Here is a 16,899-nt window from a genome sequence, read left to right as displayed (position 1 = left end):
GTAGAGGTGATCTGTTTGAAATATTCGCTAATGGGATTTGGAATAAGTAACAGGGAAATTTTAAAGTATTTGCTTAAAAAAGGTGAGGAAGTTTTTGTAAGCGAAGGAAAAAAATTAAGCAAGTCCGATAGAAATTTTTTAATTGAAAATAAAGTGCCTTTTGAGGAAAATGTTCATACTGAGAATATATTAAATTGCGATAAATTAATAGTGAGCCCCGGTGTTCACTTTGATAATGTTGTAATAAGAAAGGCAATGGATTTGGGAATAGAGGTGGATACGGAGATCTCCTTTTGCCAAAAGGAATTTGAAAAAATAGGATGGCATCCATTTATTATAGCGGTAACGGGATCTGTTGGGAAGAGTACTACGGTTTCCATGATATACCATGTATTAAATAAATACAAGAGGACTCTGCTTGCTGGTAATATAGGTATACCTGTAGCTAAACTTTTAAATGATAATTTAATGGCAGATTATTTGGTTTTAGAAGTAAGTAGTTTTCAATTATTCTGGGCAAAGTATTTTAAGCCAGATGTTGCTTCTATATTGAATATATATCCAAATCATTTGAATTGGCATCCAAATATGGAGCATTACATTTCTTCAAAATTTAAGATTGCTAAGTTTCAAAGTGAAAGGGATTATTTTGTGTACAACCCAAATGATAAGTACATTTTAGATAATTTGTATAGGGTTAATGCGCAAAAAATTCCATTTGAGTTTAGTTTCAAAATGGAAGATTTGCCGGTACACCTTAGATATAAGCAGACAGTTGAAAATGTAGCTGCTGCAAAAGCTATAGTTGAAACTATGGGATTTAAATTTCAGTTTGAATTTTTGGAAGATTTTGAAAAATTACCGCATAGAATGGAATATATTACGGAAATAGATGGTGTGAAGTTTTTTAATGATTCTAAAGCAACTAATGCAATTGCCGTTATTAGGGCTATTGAGAATTTTGATAACAACTTGCACCTAATTATGGCAGGTATAGGCAAAAATGAAGATTACACTTTTCTTTCTAAAATAATAAAAGAAAAGGTGAAGACTGTTGCGCTTGTGGGCCCCATTGCCGATGATCTGATACCATATTTTAATGGAATAAACTATTTTAGGGTAAACACGATTAGTGAAGCGTTAAATAAATTGGTTGAAATTGCCCAACCAGGTGAAGTAGTTATGTTAAGTCCTGGCGGTGCAAGTTTTGATGCATTTAAAAATTTTGAGGAGCGAGGGGAATATTTTAAGCAACTTGTAATGCAGCTAAAGGAGGGAAAGAGTGAAAAACGTTAGAAACATAAGTATAATAGCACATATAGATCATGGAAAAACTACATTAAGTGATAGGATTTTAGAGCTCACCGGTGCTGTTGATGAGAGAAAGATGAGGGATCAATTTTTGGATAGTATGGATATAGAAAGGGAACGTGGGATAACAATAAAATCGCATCCTTTAAGGGTTTTCTACAAATCAAAGAAAGATGGAGAAGTTTACGAAATAAATATAGTGGATACTCCAGGACATGTGGATTTTACATATGAGGTTGATAGAAGTCTTGCAGCGGTTGAAGGAGCTATTTTGCTTGTTGATGCATCTCAAGGCGTGCAGGCCCAAACTGTGGCAAACGCTTACAAGGCGGTAGAGCACGATTTGGAAATAATCCCTGTTATTAATAAAATTGATCTGCCAAATGCGAATATTCCCGAAACAGAGCAAGAGATAGAAGATTTAATAGGTATTCCAAGTGATGAGATATTAAAGATAAGTGCAAAAGAAGGGATAGGTGTTGAAGAGGTTTTAGAAGCAATAATAGAGAAAGTACCTGCACCTTCTGGAAATCGTAATGGAAAACTTTCTGCACTTATATTTGATGCAAAGTATGATAAATACAGAGGGGTAATTACGTATATTAGAGTCTTTGATGGTGAAGTAAAAAAGGGTGATAAGATAATGACTTATTCAAACAAGCAAGTATACGAAGTTGTGGAAGTTGGAGTTTTTACCCCGGAAATGACTCCAATAGATAAGTTAGAAGCAGGAGATGTTGGATATGTTATTGCTGGTATAAAAGAGGTCTCACTTGCAAAGATAGGAGACACTATTACAAATGCAAGTGATCCTGTAAATACACCTCTTTCTGGATATAAAGAGGTAAAACCCATGGTTTTTGCCGGAATGTATCCAGGTGTTCCAGAGTACTATGAAGAACTGAGGAAAGCCCTCGAAAAGTTAAAATTAAACGATTCAGCCTTAACTTTTTTCCCAGATCATTCTCCGGCGTTGGGATTTGGGTTTAGGTGTGGTTTTTTGGGACTTTTGCATATGGATGTGGTAAAGGAAAGGTTGGAAAGAGAATTTGAAATGACGGTGATTTTGACTGCTCCAAATGTTGAGTATAAAGTAATTTTGAAAAACGGTGAAGAATTGATAATTAACGATCCTGCAAAGTTCCCAAATGAATCGGAAATTCAAGAGGTTTATGAACCATACGTAAAACTTTCTATAATTACGCCTCCTGAATATTTGGGGAAATTAATGAATCTAGTTCAAAATGAAAAAAGAGGTACTATGATAAGTACGGAGAATGCGGGGTTTGAGAGGGTGGTTTTAAATTTTGAGGTACCGCTATCGGAGATTATTTTCGACTTTTTTGATAAAATGAAGGCTTTAAGTAGAGGTTATGCATCAATGGATTATGAACTTATTGGGTATAGAAAGAGTGAACTTGTAAAGGTTACTGTTTTGGTGAATAAGGAACCTGTTGATGCTTTATCGATAATTGCTCATAAAGATAAAGCATATGCCACTGCAAGAAAATTAGTGGATAAACTTGCAGAGCTTATTCCTCAACATCAATTTGAGATTCCAATACAAGCTAAAGCGGGAGGAAGGATAATTGCTAGATCAACTATAAAGGCTTTGAGAAAAGATGTGCTTGCCAAGTGTTATGGTGGAGATGTAACAAGAAAAATGAAACTTTTGCAGAAACAAAAGGAAGGAAAGAAGAGATTAAGAGAGATTGGTAATGTTTCTATTCCGCAAGAGGCGTTCCTTGCACTTTTGAAGGTTGGGAAAGATGAAACTAGGTAGTTTGGTGCTTTTACTTTTCACCATTGTTGTCTTGTCAGTAGAAGTGTATTTTACTGAATTTTGTGATTTAACAGATGTAGTGGTTAATTTTGTAAACAATTCAAGGCAATTTTTGTACGTTTCATCGTTTAGTATAGATAAAAATGAAGTGATAGATGCAATAAACAAATTGTATAAAAAAGGTGTAGATGTAAGGGTGATTTTGGAAGTACCGAATGCAAAGTTAGAGAGTCCAGTGTTGAAAGATTATGAAAGTTCCTTGCACCATGCAAAGTTTATGGTAAATGAAAATGGAGTTTTGTTTGGTTCTGCAAATTTTACCGAAAGTGGCTTGGTTGAAGGATTTAACGATATGTTGTTTTTTGATAATTATGTTATTGAGTTTAAAAAATTATTTTTGAAACTTTGGAATGAAGGGGTTATAATTAGTTTAGATGATTTTTTGGTGGTAGGATACGATGATGTGGAAAGAATTTTGTTAAAATTAATGCAAGGTGCAAGAAAAAGGATATATTTGTGTGTATATGCGTTTACTAATCCAAAAATTTTGGCAATGTTGAAGTATAAAGAATCAAAAGGTGTGGATGTGAAAATAATTACAGATAGTTGGTTTGAAAGGTATGCACTTTTTGATTATCCGTACAGGTTTATAAAGATTATTAAAGATAGAATGTTGCATCATAAGTTTGTGATAGTGGATAATTACGTTTTTTTGGGTTCTGCAAATTTTACTAGAAATGGTTTAAATAGAAACTACGAAATATGTTATATTTCAAAAACTTTAGCTAAGAAGTATTTAGAAGTTTTTAACTTTTTGTGGAGGAGAAAAAGTGGAAACTAAAGTCTTAAAGATAGAATCATCGGTTGAAATAAACATTTCATATCCTTGTAAGGTGATTAGAACAGGAGGGTTAGTTGCCTTTCCAACTGAGACAGTCTATGGTTTGGGAGCAAGTGTTTTTAATGAAAAGGCAGTTGATAGAATTTTTGAAGTTAAGGGACGTGCAAAAGATAATCCTTTAATAGTTCATGTTAATTCTGTTGATATGTTGTATAAAATAGGAAAAGTAGACGAAAAATATAGGACTATAATTGAGGATATAACTCCTGGACCTATTACTTTTGTTGTAAAAAAAAGGATGCAGCTTCCAGATAATGTAACTGCTGGACTTGAAACAGTGGGAATTAGAATTCCCGCACATCCTGTTGCTGAGAAACTTTGTTTATGTGCTGGGCCAATTGCCGCACCTAGTGCAAACCTTTCGGGAAAACCCAGCCCTACCGATGCGAATGCCGTTATTGAGGATTTATACGGGAGAGTAGAATGTATAATTGATGCAGGAGAAACACCATTTGGAATTGAATCAACGATAATAGATCTTACTGGGGATAGACCTGTGATTTTGAGACCTGGGCCTGTTACAATCGAAAAGTTAGAAGAGATTTTTGGAGAAATTGTTGTACCTGATTTTGTTAGAGATGCAAGGGCTGTTACAAACCCGAAGGCTCCTGGTATGAAGTATAGACATTATGCTCCTGAAAAGCCCGTTTATATTTTTGGTTTGAGTATTAGAGAAAAGATAAAAAAGTTTGTGGAGAAAGAAAATGGTGTTATTTTATGTCCAGTGGATCATAAAGATTTTTATCCACGTGATAGGGTAATTGTATTGGGAACCCTTGAAAATCCATACACGATAGCTCAAAATTTGTTTAGGATTTTGAGGGAATTTGATAAAACTAAATTTAATGTTGCATATGTTGAAAAACTTGAAGAAAAAGGAATATTATTTTCGGTGATGAATAGATTAAAGAAAGCCGGTATGGAGGTGCAGTTATGAGGTGGAGATCTACAACGGTGGTATGTGTAAGAAAAGGTGATTCTGTAGTGATGGTATCAGATGGACAGGTTACGTATGGAAGTACTATAATGAAGGGAAATGCAAAGAAAGTGAGAAAAATGGGTGATGGAAATGTTTTAGCGGGATTTGCAGGATCAGTGGCGGATGCAATGGCACTTTTTGATAGATTTGAGACAAAGTATAGAGAATGGGGAGGAAATTTATTAAAAGCAGCAGTGGAACTTGCGAAGGACTGGAGAACTGATAGGGTGCTACGAAGATTAGAAGCTCTACTTTTAGTTGCTGATAAAAAATATACCTTTATAATTTCTGGTACAGGGGAGGTAATTCAACCAGAAGATGATATTGCTTCTATAGGTTCTGGTTCGCCTTATGCCATGGCTGCGGGAAGGGCTCTTTTAAGACATACGGATTTGTCAGCTAAGGAAATTGCGCTTGAGTCTATAAAAATTGCAAGTGAAATTTGTATCTATACAAATAATAATTTTACAGTCGAGGAGTTGTAAAATGCCGGTAAGTTTTTTGGAAATTGATATAAAACTTTTTGGCATAAATTCTCTAAAGGAAAAGCGCTCTATTGTTAAAAGACTTCTTAGTGAAATAAGATCAAAGTATAATATTTCTGCAATTGAATTGGCTAATCAAAATTCAAAAGAAATTTTAACCTTAGGAATAGCATTTGTTAGTTTAGATAAGTCGTCTACCTTTAGAACTCAAGAGTCTCTGATAGAATATTTGGAGAGAAAATACACGGTTGAAAATGTTTACAAGGAGGTGTATGATTGATAACGAATTACGATTTGGATGAGGTAAATAAAATAGTGCAAATTTTGGTAAATAAAGAAAGGTTACCGCATGTATTAGGAACGGCAAAATTTGCCTCTACCCTTGCAAAAATACATGGATTAGATACAAGGATTGCAGAATTCTTGGGTTATATTCACGATGTGTTCAGAGATTTACCAGAGGAAAAATTGTTAAAAATGTCAAAGGCGTATGGAATAGATATAACTTTAGAAGACAGGATGCATCCTATTTTGTTACACGGGAAAATTGCCGCAGAATACATTAAATTTAGATTTAAAATTGTTGATGAAGATATTTTAAACGCCGTTAGATATCATACTTCCGGGTTTAAAAGTTTTGGAGTGTATGGGAAACTGCTTTTTCTTGCAGATTCATTGGAAGAGACAAGAAATTATCCAAAGGTTTCTTATTTAAGAGAAGTTGCCTATAAAGATTTGAATATGGCTTTTTTTGAAGTTATGAAAAATAAGATAATGTATGCACTTTCTAGAAATTTGTTCATTTTAAAAGAGAGTGTTGAATGTTGGAATTATTTGATAAGTAAAAGAAAAGGAGGATTAAAATGAGAAGGAGAAGGAGAAATTCAGTGGGAATTTGGATTACGCTTTTGATAGTCTTTGTATTGTTGGTTATTTTTGGATTTTTCTTTTGGAAAGTATTTACCGTGAAAAATAGTCCAGAGTTTAATGGTGAAACAAAAACTCAATATTTGTTTATTGATAAAGAAAATAGTGAAGGTTATTATATAGTGGTTGATAAAACCATGAGGATGGTGAATATAATTAAGGTAAAAAATCACATGTACCACCCTGAATTTAGCAAAGAGATAAATTTTTCAAGTCCAGTGTTATCCTTGGAAATCTTGAAAGATATGTTTAATACAAATGCAGTGTATAGTTATTATGCAATATTGGAATCAGGGAGAGTATTGGAACTTTCTAAGAAATATGGGTTTAATTCTACAAATTTTGGAGAGTTTTTGCAAAGAATGACTTCTAGAGGGTTGAAATTGTTTGATTATTTTACATTAGATAATGTGGTGAAAATATTTAGACCTGAAACAACTTTGACGAAGCCTGCTTTGGCTAAGTTATTTGATGCTTTGGGTAAATTTAGTGTGAGAATAAGGGAACTTCCAACTATTACGAAGTCATCAATAAAGATAAAGGTTGGGGATAAGACATTGGAAAGGTTGTACATTGATTTAGAAAAATTAAATCAGTTGAAAAACGAAATAGGGGGATAAATTATGAAAAAAACAGTTATTTTATTAATGATGGTTTCTATATCTTTGTTTGCAATTGAGTTTTATGGAAGTTGGAATTTTACATTCGACGGAACTGATAATAGCTTTTATTCAATAGGTATTGGTTTTCCTATTTCGATGAACAACAATACGGAATTTGGTTTTTCTATGCAGTATCTGATGAATAGTTTTTCATTTGAAAATTATGGAAAGTACATTAGAAAAACTTCCTTTGGAGAATTTGCTATATACGGAAAAGGTGGAGCGATACTTGGTTTTTCCCTTGATTCACTTGGATATGTGGTTTTGGCAGGAGTAAGGTATTATTTTAAAAGCTTTTTTGTCTCATTTTCTTATTCTGTTTTGTACGTAAAAGAGGAAAAAATTCAAACGATACCTATTGAAATAGGATATAGGTTTTAAAGAGGAGGAAAAGTCTTGGTTAAAGAAGGAGATAAAGTTTTATTATACGGGGAAGATGGTAGTAAGATTATTATAACGGTGGAAAAGGGAAAGAAAAAAGGTACACATTTAGGACATGTTAATATGGATGATTTGATAGGAAAAGAATATGGAGATCTCATTTCTTTTGGAAAAAAGGAAAGGACCTTTTATATATTACCCCCTACATATATAGATTTGATATTTAATATGAAGAGGAGAACGCAAATAGTTTATCCTAAAGATGCATCCTACATATTATTCAAACTGGATATAAAACCTGGTAGTAGAGTTATAGACACTGGTGTTGGAAGTGGCGCAATGTGTGGTGCTTTTGCAAGGATTGTGGGAAACAAAGGAAAGGTTTACGGTTATGAAAGAAGAGAGGATTTTTATAACCTTGCAAAGAAAAATTTGGAAGGCTGGAACTTGGATAAATTTGTTGAGTTAAAGTTACGAGATATTGCTCAAGGATTTGACGAAATGAATATAGATGCTTTGTTGTTAGATGTTCCCGATCCATATAACTATATCCAGCAATGTTGGCAAGCACTAAAAGGTGGAGGGAAGATAGGTATAATTTGCCCTACAACCAATCAAGTCCAACAAGTTCTCGAAAGGTTGTATGAATATCCTTTTATAGATGTTGAAGTATGGGAAAATTTAATGAGAAGGTTTAAACCAAATCCGGAGAGGCTAAGGCCTTTTGATAGGATGGTAGCACATACTACTTACCTTGTTTTTGCAACTAAGGTTTTGAGAAAAATGGGAGGTGTTTTTGGTGAATAAGAAAAATTATATTACAATTACCCTTGTTCTTATTGGTTTGTTTATAGGTTCTATTTTTTTAAGTGGAGCAACTGAAAAGACGTTTCAAGAACGTTTAACACCTCTTGCCGAAACTTTGTATTATATTTTAAATTATTATTACGATATGAACAACGTAGATGTGAACAAAGTAATTGATTTAGGTATTGATGGATTAATAAAGGGATTGGGGGATGATTTTAGTTATTATTACAACAGTGAAGTTTACAAAGAAAGAGAAATTGAGAATAAAGGTGAGTATGGAGGCTTGGGGATAGAAGTTACTTATGATCCAAAATCCATGGCGATAAAAATAATTAGTCCGATGTATGGTACTCCTGCGTGGAGAGTTGGTTTAAAGTCAGGTGATTTAATTATTAGTATAGATGGAACGCCTGTAAAGGACGTTTCATACATGGATGCAGTTAATATGATGAGAGGAGAGCCAGGCACCAAGGTAAAGCTTACAGTGTTGAGAGGAGAAGAAGTTTTAGAATTTGATATTGTTAGAGAGATAATAAAAATTACTCCTGTAAAGTATGGATTTGTCGAAACAGAGATGGGAAGAATAGGTTATGTAAGACTTACACAATTTAATCAACCTTCTTCTAAAAAGTTAGAAGAGGCTTTGAAAAAGATATATGATAAGGGAGTTACAGCTTTAATACTAGATTTAAGGGATAATCCTGGAGGTTACTTGGATAGTGCGATAGATGTTGCAAGTATGTTCTTAGATAAAGAAAAGTTAATTGTGACGGTTGAACCAAGGGTTGGAAAAATTGAAAGATATTTGAGTGAAGGTAATAATTTCCCAAGAGTACCTATGGTTGTATTGGTTAATGGAGGTTCAGCATCGGCATCTGAAATAGTAACAGGTGCACTTAAAGAAAATAATAGAGCGGTTGTAATTGGGAAAAAGACATTTGGTAAAGGATCAGTTCAACAGGGCTTCCCATTAAGCAATGGCGGCGTTGCGTTTATTACGATAGCACACTACAAAACACCAAGCGGAAAAGATATTCATAGAGTGGGGATTGAACCTAATATATATATAACCGATGAAGCGACAAGGTTAGAACACAAAGAAGAAGTGGTGGATTATACAAAAGAGTTTACCAAGGTGGATATAGATGATCCTTATATTAAGAGGGCAATACAGTACTTTCTTGAACAAAAATGAGAATTGCATTTATTTCGCTTTTAATTTTGCTTGTTAATGTTGTTGTTTTACTTTCTTTTTTGGTTGTAAAGAACTTAAATTCGGAGATTGTAGAAATACAATCTCCACCTTTTGTCTTATTTGTTAATCCTTACTTTGATTATGTAAGAAAATTTAAAAACATGTTAATAATGCAAAAAATACTTTCCGAAAACTTGATATACGGTGATTCCCCTTTTTTAGTTGAAAGTAAAAAAGTTTTGGATAGCGTGGAATATTATTTTAAAATCTTTAAAGTAGATTATAGAAAAAAATATGTGTTAAGGAAATATTGGTGGGGGAGTATATTTTTTGAGGCTTTAATTTACGATAGATTTGTGTTTTACTATGTTCCACATATAAGAAAAGGTGAAAGTAATTTATCCTTTGGAGAAGCAGTTATTAAAGTGTTAAAGGGTGAAAGTGTGAATTTTGATGTAAAAAATAAGATTGAAGAAGAACTTTTGAAAAAATATGGGGTTGTTAAATATGATTAGAAGTATATTGGTTTTTTTTGAATTTTTGGTTGTGTATGTGCTTTCTTCATTTGTATTACATGTTGAAAAATTTACACTATCTTCTTTTGTTTTGGGATTTTTTGCGATATATTTTCTCGTCTTTAGTATAATTGCTTCTTTAGATGGAAAAAACTTTCTTTTTAATGAATTATCCCGTTTTTGGTTTTATGCATTTGTTCCTGTTTTTGTTTACCTAATATTTTTAATAAATGTGTTCTTCCATATCTCCGTAGATTCTAGATTTTCTTTTCTTTTTTGTTTTTTGATTTCAAATTTTAGAAAATTAGATTTTGAAAATAGAAAAAAAGTTGCAATTTTAAGGCTTTTTGCGTTCTATGTGTTTATTATGGGGGTGAGATGATTGATAGAACGCCTTGGAAAGTTTTTAATAAATCATTCAAGGTTGATAATAATTGTTTTTTCGGTTTTTGGATTATTTCTTGGCGTGTATAGTTTTATAAATTTAAAGGTGAATGCAGAACTTACAGAACTTGCACCAAAAAATATAAAGGAGTTTCAAGATTTAGTTAAGTTTACAAAAGAAAAGGTGATTTCAAACACTTTGTTGATAGTCATTGAATTAAATAATGGTGTAAATGCCGGTAAACTTGCATATGAAATGAAAGATAAATTTGAAAAGACAAGTTACATATTAAAAGCAGAGGCATTTGACAATCCGGAAAATCTTATAAAATATGGGATTTTTACCGTGGATGAGAACAGTATTGACAGTATAATTGGTTATTACAATGCAGTTGTAAATGTAGAACCACGTTCTGTGATTGATTTTAGATTTTGGAGGAATTTAGGAAGTGCAATTTCTGCGGTATCTAATTTTGCAGATGATTTTTTTTCAAGAAGTGGAATAAAAAAATATTATCTTATTTCCGATGATAAAACTCTAATGTTAATGAATTTCTCAATGGTTAAACCTGTAACGGATGTTAAATTTTTAAGTGAGGCAATCCCCAAGTTAAAGAAAATTTCCTATGATATATCTGAAAAGTTTGGTGTGAATATACTCTTTAGTGGTTCAGCAATGAGTAATTATACGGGCAATTTACAAGTGTCAAAGGATTTTCAAATTACTACTTTGGTATCTTTAGTAGGGATTTCCATTTTGCTTTTAATTTCGTATGGGAGCACAAGTACTATGTTTTTTTTGTTATACGTTATGATTCTTGCTATGGGAACGAGTTTGGGGATAATTGTGTTTTTGTTTAAAGAGATAAATATAGTTACATCCTTTGTTAATGCAATGTTATTGGGACTTGGTATAGATTATGGAATACATATAACCGCTAAAATTCATGAAAATTTAAGATTGTATGGGAAATCATCGCAAAGTATAATTGAAGCTATTAAAGAAAATTTTATACCTTCGTTTATTTCTGCAATTACAACTTCTATTTCTTTATTTGCGCTTGCATTAAGTCCATCTCGTCCACTAAAAGAAATGGGTATTTCTTCCGGAATAGGTGTATTGGTATTTTATACGTTTATGAATTTTTTAATTCCTGCGCTGTATTCGAGATTCTTTGACAGAATTAAAGTTCCAAAAAAAGAGTATTTTTCCAAATTTTTGGAATTAACAAGAAGGTTTAAACCTATAACTTTTTTTGTTTGGGGTGTGGTTATTGTTACGAGTTTTGGAGCATATTTTGCCTTTAAAAACTTTTCGTATACTCCTCCCGGACTTGTCCCCAAGAACTCAGAATTTAACATAGCTTTAAAACTTGCAGAAGAAAAGTTTGGAGAATTTGGAATAGGTCAGATAGTGCTGGGTGCAAGAGATTTTGAATCGTTGAAGAACATAAAGAAAAAGATAGAAAATTCAAGATATTTTTCTAACACATTTTCCATTTTATCATTTATGAATGATCCTGAGAGGTTAAAAGAAATAAGTCCGGCATTTTATTGGAAGATAAATCAGATAGTTAGTGAGCCTATACTTGATATAGTCTTTAAGAAGTATGGTTTGTACAATAGTTTAATTGAAACTTTGGGACTTTTGCAATCTGCAAAAACGTTTGAAGATGTTGTTTCTAGTATAGAAAAGGATATTCCAGCGTTGTTTTTTTACGATACAAATGGTAACAGATACTTTTTATTGTATGCAAAAGAAAAGCCCAATTTGTGGGAAAATAACAATTTAAAGAAAATATTTGATAACGAGTTAAAAAAAGAAAAGGTTTTTGGATATCCTGCATTATTTTACAAAGTTATGGTATATTTAGTTGATTCTACAAAAAATGCGGTGTACTTTGTCTTTTTGGCTATTATATTTACATTGTTTGTTGATCAAAAAAGTTTAAAAAAATCATTAAAAATAACTTTTTATGTTATATTATCCATTTTGTCTACAATTGGAATAGGATATTTGATTTTTAGAATAGAATTGACGTTTTTGAATTTACTTATTATTCCCATTTTCTTAGGAATTGGTGTGGATAGTATGGTTCATTTGTCTCACAGTGTTTTTTATGGGAAGGAAAGCATAATGAAAACGGAAAAAGCCGTTACTGTATCTGTTTTAACTACTGTTATAGCGTTTGGTAGTTTTCTGCTTGCACAAGGCGAATTGTTAAAGGAATTCGGTGAACTTGTTGTAATAGGATTGGTAGTTTCATGGTTTGTAAGTGTGTTTATTTTCTTAAATGGAGTGAATAAAAATTAGTTTGTTTTCTTTTTTATTAAAGGTATTAAAATAATTGTTCCTATTATTATTAGAAGGTAATATGAGAGGAATCTATAAAATAATACGCCTTTAATAATAGCTTCTTTATCTGTAGCAAATTCGGATAAAACATTGGTATACACTATTTCAAAGCTTCCACTAGCACCAGGTGTTGGAACCAAAAATGCCACAGCGTTTACTATGTTTGTTATGGAAAAAAACTTAAAAAAGCTTAAATTCATATTTGTAAATATTGATATGGAGTAGTAAAAAACATAACTTTGAAAAATTAATAGTAAAAACATCATTATAAAGTCCACTAATATTAACTTTTTATGTTCGTTAAATATTTTTTTTATTACCATATCAAGCTTGTGAAACCAATTTTCCAGTCTTTCAAAATTAACTATTTTTGAAAGAAAATTCCACTTCTTAAAAGTATGTAGAAGTTTTATAAATGTTTTTGGAAAAACTATTCCAAAAAGTATTGCAATTGAGGATGCAAGTGTCAGTATTAATCCTAAAAATATAATTTTATTTGAAATACCGTAAATTTTATTAGATAAAAAAACAATATAGTTTAAATCAATAAAGAACATTAATGAGATCATTTCAAATAGTCTTAGAAATACGATCTGTGTAGCATATGCTGAATCAACCCCATGCTTGTTTAAGTAGTATATTTGAAAAGGTTGACCACCCATTGAAAAAGGTGTAACTGATGAGAAATATCCCGTAACAAAACATGAGTTTATCGAAGATATTAGGTTTATTTTTTGATTTAAGGTTTTAAAAACAATATAATGCTTAATGCCGTCTAGTATAAAGCTCAGTAATACGAGAATAATTGCACATAAAAATTCTTTGTAATTAATCGAAAAAAATATCGTTTTTATTATGTTTTTGTTTAATGAAAAACTGTAAAAGAGCAAGATAACTCCGGATATAATAATGGATAAAATAATTCCGATAATAATTTTATTTTTCTTTTTCATTCTTCCTCCTGTAATATTCTTTTGTGTAATAAGTGCTGTAGGTTATCTTGTTGATATTGAAAGCCACATCTGCCCATAAGGCAAAAGCTTTTTTTAAGCTTTTTAATAATCCTTCTTTTTTAAATCTTCTATTCGATGTTAGAACTAGAAGAAAAGGAGAAAATGAGACCTTACCAAGGTGGGATAATTTTTTTGCAAGACGAAAATCTTTTGATGCTAAATTATTTGTGGTATCGTATCCACCTGATTTTAGATAGCACTCTTTTTTTATTGCAAAGTTAGCGGCACCTACTATATATGTCTTTGTGAATATTTTTGAAAGAAAATCTGATGTTATGTAAAAGAGCCACACAAAAAAGTTTGAGAATTTGTTGTTTTCGATAAATAGAAAAGGTCCATAGATTGCACAAAGATTTTTCTTCTTTTTGAATTTTTTTACAATTTTTTCAAAATAATCTTTTGGATATATAGAGTCTGCATCGCATGTTATCAATATATCTCCAGTTGCATATTTGAACCCTTTTACTATTGCATTTATTGGGCCCTTTTTTTTCTCAAAAAGTACATTTTGTGTGTATTTTTTCGCAATCACTACGGATTTATCTGTACTTCCGTTATCTACAACTATAATTTCAAAATTCTTATACGTTTGATTTTTGATGCTTTTTAACGTATTTTCAAGGGTTGTTTCTTCGTTTAAAACGGGAATTACAACAGAAATTTTCATAAGTTTCATTAAAGTTTTTCCCTCTTTACTTTATACCACTGAATTTTTTTATTAAACGGACCTATAATATAACTGTAAATTAGCACTAAGAGTTCGAAAATCATTAAAATGGGTACGTAAAAGAAAGAATAAACAAGTGAGAAAAAACCAAATTGTCTACTATCAAGAGAACTAACCCACATCAAAATAAATACTGAAATTATTAATCCTAGAACAAATTTTAACATTCCAATGTGAAAAAACATATCTAATACTATGGATATAAATGGTAAGAAAATTATAAATCCTACCAACATGTAATAGAATAAAAATGAAAAATTTCCCTCTTTTATACGTTGAAACATTTCTCTAAATCCACCTATATACCATCTTTTATGTTGTTTCCATAAATCTTTGAAATTTGTTGCAAATTGGATATTTATATAGGGATAAGTAGAATAATATTCTTTTACTTTTAGTTTTGACAATTTTGTGGCCATGCTAAAGTCATCAACTAATGTTTTCGGATCAATAGGAAGTATTTTTTCAAGAAGACTTCTTTTAAAGAAGACACCATTTCCCATAAATATCATTCTAACTATTATATTTGAATAGAAAATAGTTTTTACAAAATTGAAATAAATTTCTTGAATAATGAATACGGGTTTAAATTTGAAATTGTATGCTTCGAAGTTTGTAAAGATCATTTCCACTTTTGGATTTGAAAAGCAAAAGATATGGGATGAAATGTAATTTTTTGGAATTCTTGCATCAGCGTCTATGAATAGTATAATATCACCTTTTGCGATTTTCATTGCTTCGTTTATAGATTGTGGTTTTCCTTTTTCTCCCTTCTTTTTTATAACTTTTAAATTTTTGTATTTTGTTTCGAGTTTTTTTGCAAGCTCATATGTCTTGTCCTTAGAATTATCATCTATCACTATTATTTCAATATTCTTGTAGCTACTGTCTGCTACAGTTTTTATTGTGTTCTCAATTACCTCCTCTTCGTTATAGCATGGGATTATAACAGAAACTAGCGGATTGTAATCTGGATTTCTATTTTCGTGAAGGTAATTTGTTCTCTTTTCATTTTTGTATTTTCCATAGAGTACTATTATCAAAGAGATTAGTATATTTAATACATAAAATGCCACTGTAAACATTATATTTTCACCTCTGTACTAAAAATAAATAGTATATTGTCGTTTACTTTAAAGATGTTAAATTTAAAAAAGTTGTATACAACTAAAAGGTCAATAATATTATACATCAAATCAGTTGATTTTTCTATTTTTATACCTTGTGGTGACACATTTTCATTCCATGCATCCCAAAACCACTTCCATCTTATTTTTCCATCATCATTTACCGTACCTTTGACAAGAAAATTATATGTAAATGAAATTTTTAAATTTTCTATTTTGTAATTTCCACCCATGGAGACCATTGTTGCGTCTGGACCATATCTGAATCCAAGTGGAAAATCTGCAAGTGCCCTCCCAGGACTGTTATTGTTATCAAGATAAAAATGTCTTACGTTTATCCTTAAATACGGAAGGTAATTTGTAATATACATCCACTCGCTTGTAAAATCGTATTCAAACCAAATATTAAAATTATCAAGATTAAATTCAATACCTAAATTATATCCGTATGCATTGGGTTTGTAATCTTCTGTTTCTGTTGGGGTTATATAGTCGTCAAGTGCAAATTCTCCAAATATTTTAAGGTTTTTAAAACTATACGAAAAATCTACAGATGATAAGACGTTTGAATAGCCTTCGCCATATGTGTTGTGAAAAAACATTAGTGGATTTAAATCAATTAAATCTGGTGCTTTTCCACCTACTACGTTTAACTCACCTATTGCTATTCTAAAATCATCTAAGAAGAACTCAAATCTGTGTGCGACAATAGTTTTAAATGGTTCAAAAAAATATAAGTTTGGTGTGTGTTTTTCGTAGTAGTTTTCTTGAATGTGCTTTTCTTCTTTTGTTAGAAGTGGAAAAGAAGAAATAAAATGGTAAGTATAAGTGAAATTTTCAAATTTTTTTGAAATTGTAAGATTATCTTGGAAAGTAGTATCTGATATTGTAATGGGATATTTTGAATCCCCCCATTTAATGGGATATCTTCCGATGCCTATAAATAGATCTTTTTTTAGATATCCAAGTAAAAAGTTTTCAGGCCCGTTCATATCAAAAGATGTAAATGAAAAATTTAAGAAAGGATCTTTAATTTTTACAGTTGTTTCTTTGGAAAATGGTATATTGGTATAGAGCACAAAATTATTATTTTGAAATAAAATCTCAAAATTTAGATAGGGAGGGATTTTTTCAAAGATATAAAATCCGCTTTCTGCAGGATTTAAAGCCCTCCCAGGTCCATCGCCTTTTAGAATATAACTTTTCTGCCAGTTTCCAAACGCATAACTTAGGTTTATTTGTAACCCATTTTCTAAATTTTCGATATAGTTTGTGGTAAAAAATGAAAATTTTGAAAATGCAACTATAGAAATCAATTGAAGAATTAATATTATCTTTTTCAT

18 protein-coding genes are annotated in these 16,899 nt (G+C 31.2%); 14 read left to right on the top strand and 4 right to left on the bottom strand.

From position 1 onward, the window contains the following. Nucleotides 1-15 precede the first annotated feature (15 nt). The 14 genes from murD to XJ44_RS02210 are packed head-to-tail and all read left to right on the top strand — an operon-like array spanning nucleotide 16 to nucleotide 12,647. Nucleotides 16-1,296, top strand: a complete 1,281-nt coding sequence (gene murD, locus XJ44_RS02275; protein ID WP_077197925.1) for a UDP-N-acetylmuramoyl-L-alanine--D-glutamate ligase — start codon at nucleotides 16-18, stop codon at nucleotides 1,294-1,296. After that, nucleotides 1,283-3,094, top strand: a complete 1,812-nt coding sequence (lepA, locus tag XJ44_RS02270; protein WP_077197924.1) for a translation elongation factor 4 — start codon at nucleotides 1,283-1,285, stop codon at nucleotides 3,092-3,094. Before murD ends, lepA begins: the two co-directional genes overlap by 14 nt. Continuing rightward, nucleotides 3,081-3,935, top strand: a complete 855-nt coding sequence (locus tag XJ44_RS02265; protein WP_077197923.1) for a phospholipase D-like domain-containing protein — start codon at nucleotides 3,081-3,083, stop codon at nucleotides 3,933-3,935. The genes lepA and XJ44_RS02265 overlap by 14 nt, the downstream gene beginning before the upstream one ends. Further along, nucleotides 3,925-4,932: an L-threonylcarbamoyladenylate synthase gene (locus XJ44_RS02260; protein WP_075665443.1), complete on the top strand. Its 1,008-nt coding sequence runs from the start codon at nucleotides 3,925-3,927 to the stop codon at nucleotides 4,930-4,932. Before XJ44_RS02265 ends, XJ44_RS02260 begins: the two co-directional genes overlap by 11 nt. Beyond that, nucleotides 4,929-5,459, top strand: coding sequence for an ATP-dependent protease subunit HslV (gene hslV / locus XJ44_RS02255; RefSeq protein ID WP_075665442.1), 531 nt, complete (start codon nucleotides 4,929-4,931; stop codon nucleotides 5,457-5,459). Before XJ44_RS02260 ends, hslV begins: the two co-directional genes overlap by 4 nt. A 1-nt stretch (nucleotide 5,460) precedes the next feature. Next, complete coding sequence (locus XJ44_RS02250) at nucleotides 5,461-5,739, top strand: DUF503 domain-containing protein (protein ID WP_075665441.1); 279 nt, start codon at nucleotides 5,461-5,463, stop codon at nucleotides 5,737-5,739. Next, nucleotides 5,736-6,326 (top strand): bis(5'-nucleosyl)-tetraphosphatase (symmetrical) YqeK, encoded by a 591-nt coding sequence (gene yqeK, locus XJ44_RS02245; RefSeq protein WP_077197922.1) that lies wholly within the window; start codon nucleotides 5,736-5,738, stop codon nucleotides 6,324-6,326. The genes XJ44_RS02250 and yqeK overlap by 4 nt, the downstream gene beginning before the upstream one ends. Further along, nucleotides 6,323-7,006 carry a hypothetical protein gene (locus XJ44_RS02240; protein ID WP_075665439.1) on the top strand — a complete coding sequence of 228 codons (684 nt, stop codon included), beginning with the start codon at nucleotides 6,323-6,325 and terminating at the stop codon, nucleotides 7,004-7,006. Before yqeK ends, XJ44_RS02240 begins: the two co-directional genes overlap by 4 nt. A 3-nt stretch (nucleotides 7,007-7,009) precedes the next feature. Continuing rightward, on the top strand, nucleotides 7,010-7,429 hold the full coding sequence (locus XJ44_RS02235) for a hypothetical protein (protein WP_077197921.1): 420 nt from the start codon (nucleotides 7,010-7,012) through the stop codon (nucleotides 7,427-7,429). Nucleotides 7,430-7,444: 15 nt separating this feature from the next. Then, the gene (locus XJ44_RS02230) at nucleotides 7,445-8,236 is read left to right on the top strand and encodes a tRNA (adenine-N1)-methyltransferase (protein ID WP_075665437.1); all 792 of its coding nucleotides are present in this window, start codon (nucleotides 7,445-7,447) and stop codon (nucleotides 8,234-8,236) included. Further along, nucleotides 8,229-9,434: a S41 family peptidase gene (locus tag XJ44_RS02225; RefSeq protein WP_075665436.1), complete on the top strand. Its 1,206-nt coding sequence runs from the start codon at nucleotides 8,229-8,231 to the stop codon at nucleotides 9,432-9,434. Before XJ44_RS02230 ends, XJ44_RS02225 begins: the two co-directional genes overlap by 8 nt. Further along, a complete protein-coding gene (locus tag XJ44_RS02220; protein ID WP_075665435.1) occupies nucleotides 9,431-9,949 on the top strand; it encodes a hypothetical protein in 519 nt (172 codons plus the stop codon). Before XJ44_RS02225 ends, XJ44_RS02220 begins: the two co-directional genes overlap by 4 nt. Beyond that, the gene (locus tag XJ44_RS02215; RefSeq protein WP_077197920.1) at nucleotides 9,942-10,331 is read left to right on the top strand and encodes a hypothetical protein; all 390 of its coding nucleotides are present in this window, start codon (nucleotides 9,942-9,944) and stop codon (nucleotides 10,329-10,331) included. The genes XJ44_RS02220 and XJ44_RS02215 overlap by 8 nt, the downstream gene beginning before the upstream one ends. Next, nucleotides 10,332-12,647 carry an efflux RND transporter permease subunit gene (locus XJ44_RS02210; RefSeq protein WP_077197919.1) on the top strand — a complete coding sequence of 772 codons (2,316 nt, stop codon included), beginning with the start codon at nucleotides 10,332-10,334 and terminating at the stop codon, nucleotides 12,645-12,647. Here XJ44_RS02210 and XJ44_RS02205 read toward each other — a convergent pair. From XJ44_RS02205 to XJ44_RS02190, 4 genes are read right to left on the bottom strand one after another with little or no spacing between them, the layout of a single operon-like run. Further along, entirely contained in the window at nucleotides 12,644-13,642 is a 999-nt protein-coding gene (locus XJ44_RS02205) for a lysylphosphatidylglycerol synthase transmembrane domain-containing protein (RefSeq protein ID WP_075665432.1), read from the bottom strand. The genes XJ44_RS02210 and XJ44_RS02205 overlap by 4 nt on opposite strands. Beyond that, nucleotides 13,626-14,378, bottom strand: a complete 753-nt coding sequence (locus XJ44_RS02200) for a glycosyltransferase family 2 protein (protein ID WP_233119498.1) — start codon at nucleotides 14,376-14,378, stop codon at nucleotides 13,626-13,628. Before XJ44_RS02200 ends, XJ44_RS02205 begins: the two co-directional genes overlap by 17 nt. After that, nucleotides 14,378-15,514 (bottom strand): glycosyltransferase, encoded by a 1,137-nt coding sequence (locus XJ44_RS02195; protein ID WP_232218209.1) that lies wholly within the window; start codon nucleotides 15,512-15,514, stop codon nucleotides 14,378-14,380. Before XJ44_RS02195 ends, XJ44_RS02200 begins: the two co-directional genes overlap by 1 nt. Then, nucleotides 15,514-16,899: a hypothetical protein gene (locus XJ44_RS02190; RefSeq protein ID WP_077197918.1), complete on the bottom strand. Its 1,386-nt coding sequence runs from the start codon at nucleotides 16,897-16,899 to the stop codon at nucleotides 15,514-15,516. Before XJ44_RS02190 ends, XJ44_RS02195 begins: the two co-directional genes overlap by 1 nt.

Origin of the sequence: Thermosipho affectus, assembly GCF_001990485.1 — a bacterium.
GTDB classification, from domain to species: domain Bacteria; phylum Thermotogota; class Thermotogae; order Thermotogales; family Fervidobacteriaceae; genus Thermosipho; species Thermosipho affectus.
The sequence above is the reverse complement of the archived record's forward strand: the minus strand, read 5'-3'. Positions and strand labels throughout refer to the sequence as shown.